Raw genomic sequence first — 15,784 nt, forward strand, 5'->3', positions numbered from 1 at the left:
CTTGGGTGTGTGTCTTGCGTCTAACAGTGCAAGTGTGGGGGTTAGATCTTCGCGACCTGGTTGAAGTTCAACTCAACCGGAGTTTCACGACCGAAGATCGATACGAGGACCTTGAGCTTCTGCTGCTCTCCGTTGACCTCGCTGATGCTGGCAGGCAATGTCGCGAACGGGCCGTCCATGACCGTGACGGATTCGCCGATCTCGAAGTCGACCTCGATGAGGGGCTTGCCGAAGGACTCGACCGGAGCCTCGCCCGCTGCGACGGCAGCTGCTGCAGCCTGCTGCTTCTTCTGCTCTTGCTGAGGAAGCAGGAACTTGACGACGTCGTTGAGAGACAGCGGCGACGGACGCGAGGTGGCACCGACAAATCCGGTGACGCCAGGCGTGTTGCGCACTGCGCCCCACGATTCGTCGTTGAGTTCCATGCGGACCAGGATGTAGCCGGGCAGAACCTTGCGGTTGACCTGCTTGCGCTGGCCGTTCTTGATCTCGGTGACCTCTTCGGTGGGAACTTCCACCTGGAAGATGTAGTCGCCGACATCGAGGTTCTGAACACGCGTCTCGAGGTTGGTCTTGACCTTGTTCTCGTAACCGGCGTACGAGTGGATGACGTACCAGTCGCCTGGTGCGCGGCGCAGAGCAGCCTTCAGTTCCGCAACCGGATCCTCGACTTCGATGTCGGCCGCCGGAGCAGCGTCTTCGGAGTTCTCGGCGTCCTCGGAGATGACGTCCTCGGTTGCCTCAGTCTGCGCGGCTTCGGTGCCGTCTGCAGCGTCTTCGACAGCGTCGGTATCGGTGCCTTCGCCAGCCTCGACATCTACTTCGGCTGCCGCCTCGGCAGAAACACGCTCTTCGGCCAAGGCCTCATTCGTGTCGTTCTCGGGGGTGCTCACTGGGGCACTCGCTTCCTCTCGTTACTCGGACCCGTGCGGGTCTTTCTCGCGCTCGCAGGCAAAGACGCCCGACGATTCGACAATTAGCCGAACAGCCAGGTAACGCCCTTGATCACAGCGATATCGACGCCGCTGATGAAAGCGACCATGAAGACCACGAACGTCAGCACGACGCTGGTGTAGGTGATCATCTGCTTGCGGTTCGGCCAGATGACCTTTTGGAGTTCTGCTTTGACCTCGCGGAAGAATTTGCGAAGGCGCTTGAAGATGTTGTCCTTCTTCGCCTTGGGCTTCTTGCCGGGGTTCTTTGCAGTCGGCTTTGCCGGTGCCGTCCGTGCCGGAGTCTTCACGGTGGACGCTGCGACCGAGGCGCCGCGTGCAGCGCGCTTGCCGGTCGGCTTGTTGGAAACCCCACTCGATGCGGAAGGTGCCTCAACGGCATCTCCCTTGTCCAGCGACAGATCGGAACGCGTGGCCGCGTCAGCTGCAGTGTCGTCGACAGCCTTCGAACCGGTAGACGGTGAAGTCTCCGCGTCCGAAGCGTCGGCGTCGCGCTTGTCGCGATCCTCGCTCACGTCGTTCCTCTCAGTCGCTGGCATCCGGGGGCAGGGGCGACAGGACTTGAACCTGCAACCTGCGGTTTTGGAGACCGCTGCTCTGCCAGTTGAGCTACGCCCCTTTGGTTGACGTCCACAGCCGACACTTTCATGCCCTGCTGGTTCGGTTAACCGCTCTGCGATCACACAACATACGCGCTACCCCACTTGAACATCTTGCGACGTTCAGGGCAGCGCGCAGCGCTGAGGAATCCCAGAAATCTCAGTGTACTTCAAAGCCCCGGAACAAACACAATCTACCCGGCTATCAGGCCAGACGGACTGTGGCCGTGGCGCGGCCGAAGATTTTTCTGCCTTCGGATTTTGCCACAATTGCCAGTACTGCAGTCTTGCTGTCTTCGTCGATCGACTTCACCTTGGCAGTGAATTCGATCTCGGCAGCTGTATCAGCTGCCACTATCACCGGACTAGTAAACCGTACATTGTATTCGGTTACCGCACCCGGGTCCCCCAGCCATTCGGTGACGTATCCGGCACCCATGCCCATGGAGAGCATGCCCTGCGCCACCACATCGGGTAGGCCGGCAAGTCGAGCAACTTCGTCACTGAAGTGAATCGGGTTGGGATCTCCCGACACACCGGTGTAGTTGACGAGGTTTCCACGCGTGAGAGTGACGGTCTTCTCAGGGAGAAGATCGCCGACGCTCACGTCGGAAAATTTACGAAGCGACATGCATCATCACGTCCTTGACTGCGTGGGCGATGTTCTCGTCCACCTCACCACCGGTACGGGCAACCAGGGTTGTCCACATCGTGACGGTCTCACGACCGTGCTGATTGGTGATGATGTTCTTGGTCACGATGATGTCGCTACCTGCTGCCTGTCTGAACGAATCCAGATAGACGTCGCAGAAAAGTCGATCCCCCACCTGGATCGGTTCGTGAAGCACGATCCGTTGATCCGTATGGAGAATCTGACTCAAGTCGTAGCCGGTGACAACTTCTTCGAAGAGTCGACGTTGAGCAATGCCGCCCACAATCGCAACAAACGTCACCGGCGCAACCAGGCCTTCGTATCCGAGGCCCTTGGCAACAGCTTCGTCGTAATGCGCAGGATGGGAATCCTGGACGGAACGAGCGAACTCGCGCACCTTCTCGCGCCCGACCTCGTAGAAGTCTTCGACACGATAATGGTGACCGACCATCTGGACGGCATGAGCGGCCGGGTCCATAGGGACCTCGGCCGCTGCCTTGTTCTCTTGCAAATCAGTCACGCGGAGAAACTCTCTTCTAGCTGGGACCCGAAGACGCAGGCCCCGAGAGGGTTTTCCGCGAAAATCGTCGTCCCGTTAAGGACTTGCTACTTCGACTCGCGATGCGACTGGTGGGTTCCGCAGTTGGGGCAGAACTTCTTGAGCTCCAGGCGATCGGGGTCGTTGCGCCGATTCTTCTTGGTGATGTAGTTACGGTGCTTGCATACCTCGCAGGCCAAGGTGATCTTGGGCCGAACGTCGGTCGAGGAGGCCACGGGATGCCTTCTTTCGGGTGTATCTGATTACGAACAATCAGGGTGGATCATGCATATTGTGTAGCGGTGACCGGACTTGAACCGGCGACGCAACGATTATGAGTCGTTTGCTCTACCAACTGAGCTACACCGCCTCGGTGTCGAGTGTCGCGCAAAAAGCACGGCACCACAATCCAGCGAGCCCCCTAACGGAATCGAACCGTTGACCTTTTCCTTACCATGGAAACGCTCTACCGACTGAGCTAAGGGGGCGTGGCTTCCGGAGTGCGTTGCCGCTCTCTTGAAGCCTCCGAAAGATTACACACGAACGCGCTCCAGCACCAAATCGCCAGGTCATCGGGGCAAAATCAGTGCCGCAGCCCATTGTTGCACCGATCCGAGCTCATGGCGAGGGCTTTGACGCAACGGGAATCGGCGCAATGACGCCCGGTCACGCCCGATAACTCGCCGCTCATGCCCCGAGAACGGTCGTGACACCGCTTCTGACGACTTGTGCACCGCTTCTCTGCACCTACAAACCACTAGTTCACCTACAACTACTGTTCGGCCGCCGCACGGTGCTGTTCCTGGGCGCTGCCCCGCGGTGCTGTTCCTGGACCGAGCCGCACGTACCGCGGCGGAACGAACACGAAGCGGCGGCACAAACACGAGAAGGCACAAACACAAAAAAGTCAGCCCCGATCCTGATTCAGGATCGGGGCTGACTTGGTGTGGCAGATGTAGGATTCGAACCTACGTAGGCATACGCCGACGGATTTACAGTCCGCTCCCATTGGCCGCTCGGGCAATCTGCCGTGCTGCACCAGGCCTTGATCCGATGCACTCGCAAGTATATCGCGGCGCGCAGCGGCCAAGAACGGCTTCCTTGGTGCGGAAAGAAGAATACAACGAACCCACCCCCATTTTGCAAACCGGGTGGTGAGCGGCGGTGCCGACCCGATAACGTCGAGGTGTCCACCGGCACGGAAGGTGGGCAGACCTCGATGTTGTGACTACCGGAAAGCGGGAGTGTAGAAGTGGCTGATTCGTCCTTCGACGTGGTGAGCAAAGTAGATCGTCAAGAGGTGGACAACGCCCTGCATCAAGCTGCCAAGGAGCTGACCACACGCTTCGACTTCCGGAACACCGGTGCGTCGATCGAGTGGTCGGGTGAAGAAACGATCACGTTGAACGCCGACACCGAGGAGCGCTTGCTGGCGGCCCTCGAGGTGTTCAAGGAAAAGTTGATTCGCCGGGACATCTCCCTGAAGGCGTTCGACGCCGGCGAGCCGGCGCAGTCCGGAAAGATCTACAAGCTGTCCGGAACGTTGGTCCAGGGCATCTCCAGTGAGAATGCAAAGAAGATCACCAAGAAGATCCGTGACGAGGGCCCCAAGGGCGTCAAAGCACAGATCCAGGGTGAGGAGTTGCGCGTCAGCAGTAAGAAGCGCGACGACCTTCAAGGTGTTATTTCGCTGCTCAAGGGTGAGGACTTCGGTATCGCGTTGCAGTTCGTGAACTACCGGTAAGCGCCCCGCCCTTGTGCGCCTTCATTCACCGCGAACGGTCATGAAGGCGCACAAGGGCCGCAGGGCCCTACATCCCTGCCATCTTCTCCAACCGCTCGATCCGCTCCGCCATCGGCGGATGCGTCGAGAAGAGCTTGCTCATCTTCTCCCCCGCGCGAAACGGGTTTGCGATCATCAGGTGCGACTGTGCCGCCAATCGAGGCTCAGGGGGCAATGGAGCCGCCGCTACACCGGCCTCCAGCTTTCGTAGCGCCGACGCCAGCGCCAGTGGGTCACCGGTGAGCTCGGCTCCCGATTGATCGGCCTGATACTCCCGTGAGCGCGAGACAGCCAGCTTGACCACAGTGGCGGCGATCGGTCCCAGAAGCGAGACCAGTAGCAACGCAATCGGGTTGCTTCCCTGACCGTTGCCTCGTCCGCCGAACATGCTGGCGTACATCGCGAAGTTCGCCAGCCCGGATATGACGGCTGCCATGGCGCCGGCGACCGACGAGATCAGGATGTCGCGGTTGTAGACGTGCGAGAGTTCGTGCCCGAGCACTGCTCGCAGTTCTCGTTCGTTCAACAAACCCATGATTCCGCTGGTCACACAGACTGCGGCGTGGCGCGGATTACGACCGGTCGCGAAAGCATTCGGTGCGTTTGTCGGGCTGATGTAGAGCCTGGGCATCGGCTGATGCGCCGTCGTCGCCAGTTCACGCACGATGCGATAGATCACCGGTGCCTCGACTTCGGTGATGGGCTGGGCATGCATCGATCGCAACGCCAGCTTGTCACTGTTGAAGTAGACGTAGGCATTCATTCCGACCGCAAAAAGTACGGACAACCACAAGACGGTCGGGTTCCCGAACAACGATCCGATGAACACGATCAGGGCAGACATGCCCAGCAGCAGCCCGAAAGTCTTGGCTCCGTTTGCGTAGCCGTGCACAGCGCTCACCCCTTACCCGTCACGAGCTCGATTGCTCGCGTATAACTTCGCGGCTTTTGCAGCCGACCCGTTAGCACAACGAAGAGCAGGGGTGTTCGGGTTCCCCGCAGGGGACGGGGAGGACGAACGCGGTTAAAAGTCAGCCAACCCGTCGAACCGTGTAGTCGATCAAGCGAACGAGGGCGTCGTTGGCCGGGCCTTGCGGCAACTCTGCGAGCTGAGCCAGCGCTTCGTCGACGAATTCGCCCAGCTTCGCTTTGGCTTTGGTCATTCCCGGCGAGCGTTCGAGCAGCGCGAGGGCTTCCGCGACGTCTGCATCCTCGGTGACCGGGCCGGCAAGCAGTTCGCGGAGGCGATCCGCATCCGTGCCCTCTTCCTCGAAGGCGTACAGCACAGGAAGCGTGTGGACCCCTTCGCGGAGGTCGGTGCCAGGGGTTTTACCCGACTGTTCCGATACCGACGAGATGTCGATGATGTCGTCGACGATTTGGAATGCGGTGCCGACGGCGTCGCCGAGACGCTCGAGGCGCTCGATATGGGTGGCGTCGGATCCGGAGAACGTGCCGCCGAATCGACCGGACGCGGCGATCAGCGAACCGGTTTTCTCCCACACGACCTTGAGGTAGTGCTCGATCGGATCCTGTTCCTGCCTGGCGCCGATCGTCTCGCGCATTTGGCCGGTGACCAGTTCGGCGAAGGTTTCCGCGATGATCCGAACTGCTTCGGGCCCGAGCGTCGACACCAATCGTGACGCGTGAGCGAACAGGTAGTCACCGGCGAGGATGGCAATACTGTTGCCCCAGCGAGCATTTGCACTGGGTGCGCCGCGGCGCATTTCCGCTTCGTCCATGACGTCGTCGTGATAGAGCGTCGCGAGGTGCACGAGTTCGGTGACCGTGGCCGCGGTGACGATGGACGGATCGGTCGGATTGGGTCCGAGCTGAGCCGTCAGGATCGTGAACAGCGGCCGGAACCGCTTTCCGCCGGCTCGCGCGAGGTGCAGGGCGGCTTCGGTGAGGAAGTCCTCCCCGTCGGACAGCTCGCTGACCAACAACTCCTCGACATCGGCGAGTCCACTACGGACAACATCAGCAAGCTTCTCGTCGCCCAGGTCGATGCCCGCTACGACGGTGCTCACTGCCGTTGTGTCGGCAGCAGTTTTTTCGGTGCTCACGATGTCAGTACCCATTCCTGTCGTCAGTGACGGCTCGGTTCCCACGGTAGTGAACCTAGCGGTTCGCACTTGGCACGGCCTCGCCACGGTCTCGATCGCGAGCCTGGGAAGATGTGAGAGTGTCCGCTACCGAGCAGTCCCCCGCCGTGAATTCCCAGCCGAGCGAAACTGACATTGTGGTCATCGGCGCTGGTCCCGCGGGTTCTTCGGCCGCGGCGTGGGCCGCGCGCAGTGGCCGCGACGTCGTTCTGATCGATGCGGCTGTGTTCCCCCGAGACAAGACATGTGGTGATGGACTCACTCCACGGGCCGTCGCCGAGCTTGACCGACTGGGCCTCGGCGAGTGGGTTAGATCACATACGACAAACAAAGGGCTCCGCCTCTCGGGCTTCGGCCAGGAGCTGGAAATGGAGTGGCCGTCGACAGCGTTCCCGTCTATCGGCAGCGCTGTCCCCCGCACCGAGCTCGACGATCGGATCCGCCGATGCGCGATCGAGTCGGGTGCGGTGATGATCGAAGGCACCAAAGCCGTCGATGTCGAACGCGACGGTGATCGGATCAGCGGCGTTGTCCTGTCCGGTCCCTCCGGAACGAGCACTCTGCGGTGCCGGACCCTGATCGTCGCCGACGGTGTTCGTTCGACGCTCGGCAAGAAGCTGGGCCGGCAGTGGCATCGGGACACCGCGTACGGAGTCGCCGCGCGCGCGTACGTCGGCACCCCCCGTAGTGCCGATCCCTGGATTACGTCACACCTGGAATTGCGCGACGGCGACGGCACCTTGCAGGCGGGATACGGCTGGATTTTTCCGTTGGGAACAGGTGAGGTGAACATCGGCGTCGGCACCCTGGCCACGGCCAAGCGGCCGGCCACCGGAGCGTTGCGCCCGCTCCTGGATCTGTACACCGATCAACGCCGCGACGAATGGCGATGGAACAGTGACATTCATTCCGTTGCTTCGGCTTTGCTACCGATGGGCGGCGCGGTTTCCACTATCGCCGGACGTAACTGGGCGATCATCGGCGACGCCGCGGCGTGTGTGAACCCACTCAACGGCGAGGGAATCGACTACGGCCTCGAGGGTGGACGGTTGATCGTCGAACACCTCGACGACGGCGACCTGACCGAGCTGTGGCCGAGCGTCCTACGCGAGCATTACGGGCAGGCGTTCTCCGTCGCGCGGCGCCTCGCGGGGCTGCTCACGGTTCCGCGGTTCCTGCCCGCGTCCGGCCCGATCGCGATGCGGTCGAAGGCAATGATGACCGTCGCGGTCAGGGTGATGGGCAACCTCGTCACCGACGCCGACGCCGATCTGACGGCGCGGATGTGGCGAGCGTCGGGAGCCGCATCCCGAAGGATCGACTCCCGTCCGCTGTTCGGCTGATTACCTGTGCAGGTCAGCGCGTCGCGTGATGTAGCGCCACGACACCGCCGGTGAGGTTGCGCCACTTGACGTTCTTCCAGCCGGCGGCCTGGATCTTGCGTGCCAGCTCTTCCTGCGTCGGCCAGGCTCGAATGGATTCGGCGAGGTAGACGTACGCGTCTGGATTGCTGCTGACGGCGCGCGCCACCTGCGGGAGCGCCTTCATGAGGTACTCCATGTAGACGGTGCGGAACGGCCCGAAGACCGGCGTCGAGAACTCACTGACGACCAGGCGTCCACCTGGCTTGGTCACGCGGGCGATCTCTCGCAGGCCCGCCTCGAAGTCGGAGACGTTGCGCAAGCCGAAGGAGATGGTCGCGGCGTCGAATACGTCGTCGGCGTACGGAAGATTCATGGCGTCGCCTGCCACCATCGGGACGTTGCGTGAGCGACCTGCCTGCAGCATTCCCTTGGAGAAGTCGGTGGCGACGCACCACGCGCCGGAGCGTCCCAGTTCGACGGTGGAGACTCCGGTGCCTGCGGCGAGGTCGAGAACCTTCTCGCCCGGCTTGAGGTCGAGGGCCTCACGTGTTGCCTTGCGCCATCCTTTGTCCTGGCCGAAGGACAGCACGGTGTTTGTCAGGTCGTATCGTTCGGCGACGTCGTCGAACATCGACGCGACCTCGCGCGGTTGTTTGTCGAGGGTTGCCCGGGTTCCGTGTGTAGTCGCCACACGTCAAACGCTACCAACACTCGCGAGGTGGCCTGGTTCAGGCCGCTTGGGCACCGGCGCGCCGGCCCAGGCCTTGCACGTCCTCGTAGTGGCCGAGCAACTCGTCGCAGATGGCCGGCCACGTCCGGTGCAGCACAGAGCGTCGCGCTGCGGATCCGAACTGAACTCGCAGATCACGCTGACGGAGGGCGTCGATCGCGCTGGGTAGGAGTTCACCGAATCTGTCCACCGGCAAGAGGTAGCCGTTGCGGCAATGCGAGACGAGATCCCGGGGTCCGCCTGCGTCCGGCCCGACAACGGGCACGCCGCTGGCCAGAGCTTCCTGGACTGCTTGGCAGAACGTCTCGTGTTCGCCCGGGTGAACGAACACGTCCAGGCTGGCGTACGCGTCGGCAAGATCGGTTCCGCCGAGCGCTCCGGTGAAGATCGCGTCGGGCAACAGTGTGCGCAAGCGCTCTCGGTCTGGTCCGTCGCCGACGATCACGAGTTGCAGACTGCGATCGGTGGCCAACGCGGCCAGTCGTTCGACGTGCTTCTCCGGCGCGAGCCGTCCGACAAATCCGACGACCAGGCGATCGGTGTCCCCGATCCAGGTTCTGCGCAACGCGGAGCTACGACGCGACGGTGCGAATCTTGCTGCGTCGACGCCCCTGGCCCACTTGTGGACCCGCGGAACTCCATGATGTTCGAGGGCGTCGACGGCAGAGGTGGATGGCGCGAGGGTTCTGGTGCAGCTCTTGTGAATTCGCCGGGTCCACGCCCACGCTGCCCGGCTGGTGAGGCCGAGTCCGTAGCTTTCGGCGAAGCCCGCGACATCGGTTTGATAGACGGCGACGGTAGGAACGTGCAGTCGTTTGGCGATGCCTACTCCCCCGGCGCCGAGGAGGAAGGGTGACGCGAGGTGCATGACGTCGGGTGCAAAGGCGCGGACGGCAGCCGTCAATCGTGGCTGTGGCAGTCCGACTGGTAGCGAGCTGACTTTCGGAACCATGACGGCAGGCACTCGGAGTACCGCGACGCCTTCGTGTCGGGTGGGGGCGTGCCCACTGCCTACGACGTCCGGCGCAATGACCATCGCGTCGTGGCCGGTTCGATCGAGGTGTTCGAGCACGCGTAGTACCGAGTTGGTGACGCCGTTCATGTTGGGCAGGAATGACTCCGCAACGATGGCTACTCTCACACCGATCACGGTGACAGTGCGAAGGAAAGTCCGTGCCGTGTTCGTGTGAAGCGCAGGCTAATTCGAGGTGACGGGCTCCGGTGTGCGTGTCAGGGCCTCACGTTTGCGCAGGTACCAGACGGCGGGGCCGGCCAGGAGCCAGGTCACGACGATGACGGATCCGGCTGGGATCAGCGCAACACTCGCGCTGCGGCCGGCCACGCGAACCAGATCGGGGTCACTCTTCGAGTACTCGACCTCGATACGTTGTCCCACAGTCAGATTGGTGGGATACAGGACACCGAGCTCGGGGTTGTGGTTTGCGCCGTCCGGGGTGACAAAGCTGATCGCGGACCGTAGCGAACCGGCCGAGAGGACTTCAGCGGTTGCCGTGCCCATGTCGGCTTCGATGGTCCGGTCGTTGCGCCACGCACCGAGAACGAGGATGACCGCGAGAACCGAGACGCCGATCGCGACCACGAGGATTCCGATGCGGAAACGACGCAGAACTACTTCGCTCACAGTTGTGCTCGCACAGATGCGTGCAGTTCGCGCAAACCGCTGCGGTCGGTGGGAACTTCCAGAACCCGGATGCCTGCTGCGGGTTGCGCCAGCGCTTCCGTGAGCTTGTCGACGCTCACGGCGGTGTGGGGAACGCGGTACGCGGCGCACAGTGCTGCCAGGTCCATGCCGTGCGGCGTGCCGAAAACGCGCTCGAACACTCCGGCGTACTGCGGATCGCCCTGCTCGAGCAGTTCGAATATTCCGCCGCCGTCGTCGTTGGCGACGATGATCGTGAGGTCACGGGGCCGCGGTTCCCCGGTCCCGATCAGGAGACCGGAGGCGTCGTGCAAGAAGGTGAGGTCGCCCATCAGGGCGATGGTTCGGCCATCGTCGTAGGCCAGTGCGGCGCCGACTGCGGCCGAGACCGTGCCGTCGATGCCGGCGACACCGCGGTTGGACAGGACCCGCACGGACGGCTTCGGGTAGCTCACCAGCGCCGCGTCGCGCACCGGGTTGGAGGCTCCGAGCAGCAGTTGGTCGCCATCGCCCAGAGAACTCATCACAGCGGCGGCTACGTGCAGGCCGGTGGCCTTGGGGTGGGCAGCCAATTGCTTGGCTACGGCCGCGTCGGCGTGCTCGGTCAACGACAGGCACCGCGCGATCCAGGCCGGATCCGGTGTTCCGCTCACCACGGCCCTGGTTCCGGTGGCAAGGACGTTGCCGGACACGTCGGGCCAGCGCGGCCCGGTTGTCAGGGCGTAGACGTCGACGCTCGGGTCGGCCAGCACTTTGGACACCTGACGATGCAGGGTGGGACGGCCGGTGATGACTACTTGCCGGGGCTTGAGTTGTGCCAAAGCCAGCGGATGCAGGGGAATTCCGTGCAGCGGCGCCGTGGGTTCGGCGACGGTCGGCAGTCCCGCGAGTTCCGGTCGCAGCGCACTGCCGTGGCCGGAGACGACGACGGTGTCGACGCTCAGATCCAGGTCGAGGGGGACGTCGAGCGTCGCGTTCTGCGTCGTGGTCCAGGCTGCGCCGCCGGGGCGGCCTTCCGGAACCGGCCCCTGCATGTGCACGTCGGGAACCAGCGGTTCACGCAACGGCATGTCGAAGTGCACCGGCCCGGCGTTGCCTGACCGGGTGCCGCGGGCGGCGGCGAGCACGCGGCACACTGCGGAACGCCATTGGCTGTTCTGCGTCGCATCGTCTTCGGCCAGTCCCAGGCTGATGGTGGCGCGTACCTGGCTGCCGAACAATCCGAGCTGCTCGACGGTCTGGTTGGCGCCGGTTCCGAGCATTTCGTACGGCCGGTTGGCGCTCAGGACAACGAGGGGCACGCGTGCGTAGTTCGCTTCGAGCACTGCCGGCCCGAGGTTCGCGACGGCGGTTCCGGACGTCATGACGATGGGCACTGGTCGCTGACCGGCGATTGCCAGTCCGAGTGCGAGGAAACCTGCTGTCCGCTCGTCGATCCGCATGTGCAGGCGCAGGCGCCCCTCGACGTCTGCGGCTTGGAGGGCAAATGCGAGCGGTGCGCTGCGTGAGCCTGGGCAGAGCACGACTTCACGCACGCCACCACGAACCAGTTCGTCGACGACGGCTGTGGCTTGTGCTGTGGACGGATTCACGCCTTCAAGAGTGTCAGATGTTCGGGCCGGGCCGTGCCGAGGGGCGAGTCTGCGGCACCATGTGTGAGTGCGCACACTCTTCGATCCTTCGGACACCTCGCCTCGCCGGTTCTATCAGTTGCTCACGGCGACGGTGGTTCCGCGGCCGATCGCCTGGGTGTCGACGCTCTCGGCCGACGGCGTCGGCAATCTGGCGCCGCACAGCTTCTTCACCGTGGCAAGTGCGGCTCCGCCGGTGGTGCAGTTCACTTCGGTGGGCCGTAAGGACAGTTTGCGCAACATCGAGGCGACGGGTGAGTTCGTGATCAACGTGGCTACGGCGTCGTTGTTCGACATGGTCAACGACAGTTCGGCCCCCTACTCTCCGGACGCCGACGAGTTTCTCGAGTTGGGCATTCGCAGTGAGCCGAGTGAACGGGTGCGCCCGCTTCGGGTCGCGGAGTCGCCGGTTGCGATCGAGTGCACGCTGCGCCAGGTCATCGAGGTCGGAGATTCGTTTGTGGTGATGGGCGATGTGGTTGCCGTCGCAGTGCGCCCGGACGCGTTGGCCGACGACGGTTTGCCGGAGTTCGCGGCGTTGGCGCCGCTGAGCCGGTTGGGCCGCTCGGAGTGGGGCCTGCCGCCGGAGGTTGTCGTCAAAGAGCGGCCCAGCACACCGAGACAGTAAGTTAGGATTGCCTGACCTACTGTCGTCGATCGAGGGTTCCGTCATGGCCAAGCGCTCCAAGTTCGTGAAACCGGTGTCACGCAGCATCACCTCTGCCGAGGTCGTGGCGAACAAGAGGATCAGTCCCACCTTCATCCGCATCACGATTGCCGGCGACGAACTCGGCACCATCACTCCGATGGGCGCCGATCACTGGTTCCGCCTCTTCATCCCACAAGCCGGTCAGAGTGAGCTACGACTGCCGTCCGCGGCAAACAACCTCTGGTACGCGCAGTACCTGATGATGTCCAAGGACACCCGTCCCGTGGTGCGCAATTACACGATCCGTGAGTTCCGGCCGGCCGGATCCGGGGTCTTCGGCGACACAGCGGAAATCGACATCGATTTCGCCTTTCACGGCGACATCGGCCCGGCATCCGCTTGGGCGGACACCGCGTCCAGCGGTGACAAGGTGGCGATTCTCGACGAAGGCTGCATTTACAACCCGACCGCCGATTGCACCTGGCAGCTGTTGGTCGGAGACGAAAGTGCCCTGCCCGCGATCGCCGGAATTCTCGACACCGCCGACGCCGACCTGCGTGCCGAAGTGTTTCTCGAGATACCGAACGTCGAGGACAAGCAGGAAATCCCTGACCTCGCGAACGTCAACGTTCACTGGCTCGTTCGCGGCGACGAGCACGCCAAGCCGGGAACACCTGCCCTCGCGGCCGTTCGCGCGGCCGAATTGCCCGAAGGCGCGTCGTACACGTTTGTCGCCGGTGAACAGGCCCTCACCACCGGGCTTCGACGCCACCTCGTGAACGACCGCAAGTTCCCGAAAACCGACATCACGTTCACCGGCTTCTGGCGCGACGGCCACGCCGCGAATTGATCTTGACTCCACAGAAACGACAAGCGGCCCGGGAGTGTTCACTCCCGGGCCGCTCTCTGTCCTGCTTATGCAGCGTGCTTCTGGATCAGATCTCCCAGACGCGGCAGTGCAGCCGTGACGTGCTTCTGCGCCGAACCACGCAGCTTCGAGTACATCGACTTGACGACGGCCTTGTCGCTGCCTTCGATGCGCTCGTCCGTCACCTGGAGCAGTGAGTTGGCAACGGCGTCGCCGCGAGCCGTGATGAACTCCGAGAAGCTTCCGCCGCCCGAGGCGGAGAATTCCTGCCAGTACGGCTCGAGCTTTGCCACGAAATCGGGCAGCAGTGCGGTGACCGCGTCCGGCACGATGGACGGGCTCACCTTCTTGACTGCGCCGTAGCCGCCCTTGAGAGCTAGCCCTGAGGCCCCCGACTTATCCGAAACCTCTGCGTCGATCAAGGTCTGCACGTCCGCGACGACCGCGGGAAGCCGTGAATCCTCGAGCAGGGTTTCGTTCAGAGCTGCAACCACTTTCGATCCCTTCATTGTTCACTGATGTTCATCAGGTCGGGCCCGAGACTATACGAAATTCAGCGCGCCTCGTTGATCGAGTAGCTGATGACAGCGCCGGACGCGGCCCAGCCACCACGCAGTGCGTTCGGGCGTGGCCGCCAACTGCGTGAGGATCGACGGATCAGGCTCGACCTCACCTACGGACAAAGCACCCGAGATTGCCGGATCGACAACTGCGACGTCGCGGACGAACAGCCCACCGGTGCCCAATCCGCACGCAAACGGCAACTCCGGCAATGCTGCTGCGGCCGCGAGCCCCGACGCCATCCCGACCGCCGTATCGAGTGCGCTGGACACCACCACCGGCACGCCGTACTCGGCCAGTTGGGTACTCAACGTGACCACCGCTCGCATACCGCCCAGCGGGGGCACCTTGACTATCGCGACGTCGGCTCCCCCCGCCCGCACCACCCGCAGCGGGTCTTCCGCGCGCCTGATGCTCTCGTCCGCAGCAATCCGCACACCCGTTCCGGCTGCGCGCACCCGCACCAGTTCTTCGACGCTTGCGCACGGCTGCTCCGCGTACTCGAGTTCACCGTCCTCGGTGAGCGCCCGCAGCGCTGCAACGGCCTCGTCGACGCTCCACCCACCGTTCGCGTCGACCCGCACGTTGGGGATGTGTCGACGAACCTCGTTTACCCGGGCAATGTCATCCGCCAACGACTGTCCCTTTTCGGCAACCTTGATCTTGGCTGTTCGCGATCCGGGGAAACGCTTCAACATTTCCGGTACCGCCGACGCGTCGATCGCGGGAACCGTGGCGTTGACCGGCACAGTGGTCCGAAGTGCAGGTGGGGGGCCGAGCCACGCCGCCTCGATCCCGGCGCGCAGCCAGTGCGCAGCTTCCTCGTCGTCGTACTCGACAAACGGAGCGAACTCACCCCACCCTGCCGGGCCGCGGAGAAGCAGAGCCTCACGCGTCGTGATTCCGCGGAAACGCACCCGCATGGGCAGGCTCACCACAACCGCGTCGGCGATCAGCTCGTCGAACGACGGCAAGTCGAAGGTGCAAGTCATGTTCAGGGCTGCCCGGGCAGGAGCTCGATCATGAGTGCGTCACCGTCGACAAGAAGCTTCCCGTCCAGGTCGGTCAGCCGGGCGCTGACAAACGTTTTACGGCCCTCCACACGATCCACTTTTCCTTCGATCACCAGTGGTGTATTCAACGGGGTGATCGCGCGGTAGTTGATGTGCAGGTATCCGGTGCGGGACATCGGGCGACCACCCGCGTGGGTGGTCATGCCGAAGATATCGTCGAAGAGCAATGGCACGATTCCGCCGTGAGCTGCGCCGTTACCACCGAGGTGGTAGCGGCGGAACATGCCGGTGCTTCGCACACCTTCGGCGTCGAATCGCTCGAGCGTCCACGGCGGCATGAGGAGACTGCCCCGACCCGGCAGGTGAATGTTCGAGCCGGCAGGCGACGATCCTTCCGGAACCTCGTACGGAGCCAGGCGATCGGCAAGCTCCTCCGCTTGCGTGGCGAGTTCCGCCAGAACCTCGTCGGGGACATGCGTCGACACCGAAAGGTCCTGCAACCTCCGCATGGCCTCGACAAAACGGCCGAAATCGGGACCTGCGGGTATGTGTCGGAAGACTGGGAAACCGCCCCGACGCTCGTCGGGAACGACGGTCTCCTTGCCTTCTACGGTGGGTTCGCTCATGACCTGCACGTTATCGCGCCAGAGAACATGTTCTACTCCAGGTAGTCGTTCG

18 protein-coding genes and 4 tRNA genes are annotated in these 15,784 nt (G+C 63.2%); 4 read left to right on the forward strand and 18 right to left on the reverse strand.

Annotated features, from left to right (window positions below; genetic code table 11):
* Window positions 1–41: 41 nt before the first annotated feature.
* The 9 genes from nusG to FFI94_RS21890 all read right to left on the reverse strand — a co-directional run bounded on the left by nusG (window position 42) and on the right by FFI94_RS21890 (window position 3,772).
* Window positions 42–893 (reverse strand): transcription termination/antitermination protein NusG, encoded by an 852-nt coding sequence (nusG, locus tag FFI94_RS21850; RefSeq protein ID WP_138869649.1) that lies wholly within the window; start codon window positions 891–893, stop codon window positions 42–44.
* 83 nt (window positions 894–976) lie between these two features.
* Window positions 977–1,468, reverse strand: coding sequence for a preprotein translocase subunit SecE (secE, locus tag FFI94_RS21855; RefSeq protein WP_185993280.1), 492 nt, complete (start codon window positions 1,466–1,468; stop codon window positions 977–979).
* A 31-nt stretch (window positions 1,469–1,499) separates the two neighbouring features.
* A tRNA-Trp gene (locus tag FFI94_RS21860) sits at window positions 1,500–1,572 on the reverse strand.
* 185 nt (window positions 1,573–1,757) lie between these two features.
* The gene (gene hadB / locus FFI94_RS21865) at window positions 1,758–2,183 is read right to left on the reverse strand and encodes a (3R)-hydroxyacyl-ACP dehydratase subunit HadB (RefSeq protein WP_138869651.1); all 426 of its coding nucleotides are present in this window, start codon (window positions 2,181–2,183) and stop codon (window positions 1,758–1,760) included.
* Complete coding sequence (gene hadA, locus FFI94_RS21870) at window positions 2,170–2,682, reverse strand: (3R)-hydroxyacyl-ACP dehydratase subunit HadA (protein ID WP_138873336.1); 513 nt, start codon at window positions 2,680–2,682, stop codon at window positions 2,170–2,172. The genes hadB and hadA overlap by 14 nt, the downstream gene beginning before the upstream one ends.
* A gap of 128 nt (window positions 2,683–2,810) precedes the next feature.
* Window positions 2,811–2,978 (reverse strand): 50S ribosomal protein L33, encoded by a 168-nt coding sequence (gene rpmG / locus FFI94_RS21875; protein ID WP_003941903.1) that lies wholly within the window; start codon window positions 2,976–2,978, stop codon window positions 2,811–2,813.
* Between the two features lie 61 nt (window positions 2,979–3,039).
* Window positions 3,040–3,112: transfer RNA gene (locus tag FFI94_RS21880), tRNA-Met, on the reverse strand.
* Between the two features lie 45 nt (window positions 3,113–3,157).
* Window positions 3,158–3,230: transfer RNA gene (locus FFI94_RS21885), tRNA-Thr, on the reverse strand.
* Between the two features lie 459 nt (window positions 3,231–3,689).
* Window positions 3,690–3,772, reverse strand: a tRNA-Tyr gene (locus FFI94_RS21890).
* A gap of 222 nt (window positions 3,773–3,994) precedes the next feature.
* Between FFI94_RS21890 and FFI94_RS21895 the strand changes: the two genes are divergently transcribed.
* On the forward strand, window positions 3,995–4,486 hold the full coding sequence (locus tag FFI94_RS21895) for a YajQ family cyclic di-GMP-binding protein (protein ID WP_033236471.1): 492 nt from the start codon (window positions 3,995–3,997) through the stop codon (window positions 4,484–4,486).
* 67 nt (window positions 4,487–4,553) lie between these two features.
* On the opposite strand, the gene htpX is transcribed toward FFI94_RS21895, so the two are convergent.
* The gene (gene htpX, locus FFI94_RS21900; protein WP_138873337.1) at window positions 4,554–5,417 is read right to left on the reverse strand and encodes a zinc metalloprotease HtpX; all 864 of its coding nucleotides are present in this window, start codon (window positions 5,415–5,417) and stop codon (window positions 4,554–4,556) included.
* A gap of 139 nt (window positions 5,418–5,556) precedes the next feature.
* Window positions 5,557–6,606, reverse strand: a complete 1,050-nt coding sequence (locus FFI94_RS21905) for a polyprenyl synthetase family protein (RefSeq protein WP_138873338.1) — start codon at window positions 6,604–6,606, stop codon at window positions 5,557–5,559.
* Window positions 6,607–6,710: 104 nt separating this feature from the next.
* Here FFI94_RS21905 and FFI94_RS21910 point away from each other — a divergent pair, with 104 nt between their 5' ends.
* Window positions 6,711–7,973 carry a geranylgeranyl reductase family protein gene (locus FFI94_RS21910; protein WP_138869652.1) on the forward strand — a complete coding sequence of 421 codons (1,263 nt, stop codon included), beginning with the start codon at window positions 6,711–6,713 and terminating at the stop codon, window positions 7,971–7,973.
* A gap of 13 nt (window positions 7,974–7,986) precedes the next feature.
* Here FFI94_RS21910 and FFI94_RS21915 read toward each other — a convergent pair whose 3' ends face one another.
* Genes FFI94_RS21915 through menD form a run of 4 tightly spaced genes read right to left on the reverse strand, consistent with a single transcriptional unit; the run spans window position 7,987 to window position 11,976 of the window.
* Entirely contained in the window at window positions 7,987–8,685 is a 699-nt protein-coding gene (locus tag FFI94_RS21915; RefSeq protein WP_138869653.1) for a demethylmenaquinone methyltransferase, read from the reverse strand.
* A 37-nt stretch (window positions 8,686–8,722) separates the two neighbouring features.
* A complete protein-coding gene (locus FFI94_RS21920; protein ID WP_221937764.1) occupies window positions 8,723–9,865 on the reverse strand; it encodes a glycosyltransferase family 1 protein in 1,143 nt (380 codons plus the stop codon).
* 57 nt (window positions 9,866–9,922) lie between these two features.
* A complete protein-coding gene (locus FFI94_RS21925) occupies window positions 9,923–10,366 on the reverse strand; it encodes a DUF3592 domain-containing protein (protein ID WP_138869654.1) in 444 nt (147 codons plus the stop codon).
* Window positions 10,363–11,976 (reverse strand): 2-succinyl-5-enolpyruvyl-6-hydroxy-3-cyclohexene-1-carboxylic-acid synthase, encoded by a 1,614-nt coding sequence (gene menD / locus FFI94_RS21930; protein WP_138869655.1) that lies wholly within the window; start codon window positions 11,974–11,976, stop codon window positions 10,363–10,365. The genes FFI94_RS21925 and menD overlap by 4 nt, the downstream gene beginning before the upstream one ends.
* A 67-nt stretch (window positions 11,977–12,043) precedes the next feature.
* Here menD and FFI94_RS21935 point away from each other — a divergent pair, with 67 nt between their 5' ends.
* Window positions 12,044–12,643, forward strand: a complete 600-nt coding sequence (locus FFI94_RS21935) for a flavin reductase family protein (RefSeq protein WP_138869656.1) — start codon at window positions 12,044–12,046, stop codon at window positions 12,641–12,643.
* 43 nt (window positions 12,644–12,686) lie between these two features.
* Complete coding sequence (locus tag FFI94_RS21940; protein WP_138873340.1) at window positions 12,687–13,514, forward strand: siderophore-interacting protein; 828 nt, start codon at window positions 12,687–12,689, stop codon at window positions 13,512–13,514.
* 65 nt (window positions 13,515–13,579) lie between these two features.
* Here the strand turns inward: FFI94_RS21940 and FFI94_RS21945 are convergent, their stop codons facing one another.
* Genes FFI94_RS21945 through FFI94_RS21955 form a run of 3 tightly spaced genes read right to left on the reverse strand, consistent with a single transcriptional unit; the run spans window position 13,580 to window position 15,732 of the window.
* Window positions 13,580–14,026: a DUF6918 family protein gene (locus FFI94_RS21945; RefSeq protein ID WP_185993437.1), complete on the reverse strand. Its 447-nt coding sequence runs from the start codon at window positions 14,024–14,026 to the stop codon at window positions 13,580–13,582.
* Window positions 14,027–14,074: 48 nt separating this feature from the next.
* Entirely contained in the window at window positions 14,075–15,085 is a 1,011-nt protein-coding gene (locus FFI94_RS21950; RefSeq protein WP_138869658.1) for an o-succinylbenzoate synthase, read from the reverse strand.
* Between the two features lie 2 nt (window positions 15,086–15,087).
* The gene (locus tag FFI94_RS21955) at window positions 15,088–15,732 is read right to left on the reverse strand and encodes a PaaI family thioesterase (protein WP_138869659.1); all 645 of its coding nucleotides are present in this window, start codon (window positions 15,730–15,732) and stop codon (window positions 15,088–15,090) included.
* Window positions 15,733–15,784 lie beyond the last annotated feature (52 nt).

This window comes from Rhodococcus sp. KBS0724, assembly GCF_005938745.2.
Taxonomy (GTDB): Bacteria; Actinomycetota; Actinomycetes; order Mycobacteriales; family Mycobacteriaceae; genus Rhodococcus_F.